This window comes from Bacillus sp. AFS059628 (assembly GCF_002571225.1).
GTDB lineage: Bacteria > Bacillota > Bacilli > Bacillales > Bacillaceae_G > Bacillus_A.
On sequence record NZ_NVEC01000163.1, the window covers coordinates 1 to 209 of the forward strand.

Annotated in this window: 2 tRNA genes; both read right to left on the reverse strand. The window is 56.5% G+C overall.

Annotation, left to right across the window (positions count from 1 at the left end):
* Positions 1 to 22: 22 nt before the first annotated feature.
* A tRNA-Ala gene (locus COL05_RS30765) sits at positions 23 to 98 on the reverse strand.
* A 9-nt stretch (positions 99 to 107) separates the two neighbouring features.
* Positions 108 to 181, reverse strand: a tRNA-Pro gene (locus tag COL05_RS30770).
* Between the last annotated feature and the right edge of the window lie 28 nt (positions 182 to 209).

Here is a 209-nt window from a genome sequence, read left to right on the forward strand (position 1 = left end):
GTTCAGTTTTCAAAGAACTTTTTGGTGGAGCCTAGCGGGATCGAACCGCTGACCTCCTGCGTGCAAGGCAGGCGCTCTCCCAGCTGAGCTAAGGCCCCAAACAAGTATCGGGAAGACAGGATTTGAACCTGCGACCCCCTGGTCCCAAACCAGGTGCTCTACCAAGCTGAGCCACTTCCCGAAAGAAAACGCGCCCGAGAGGAGTCGAA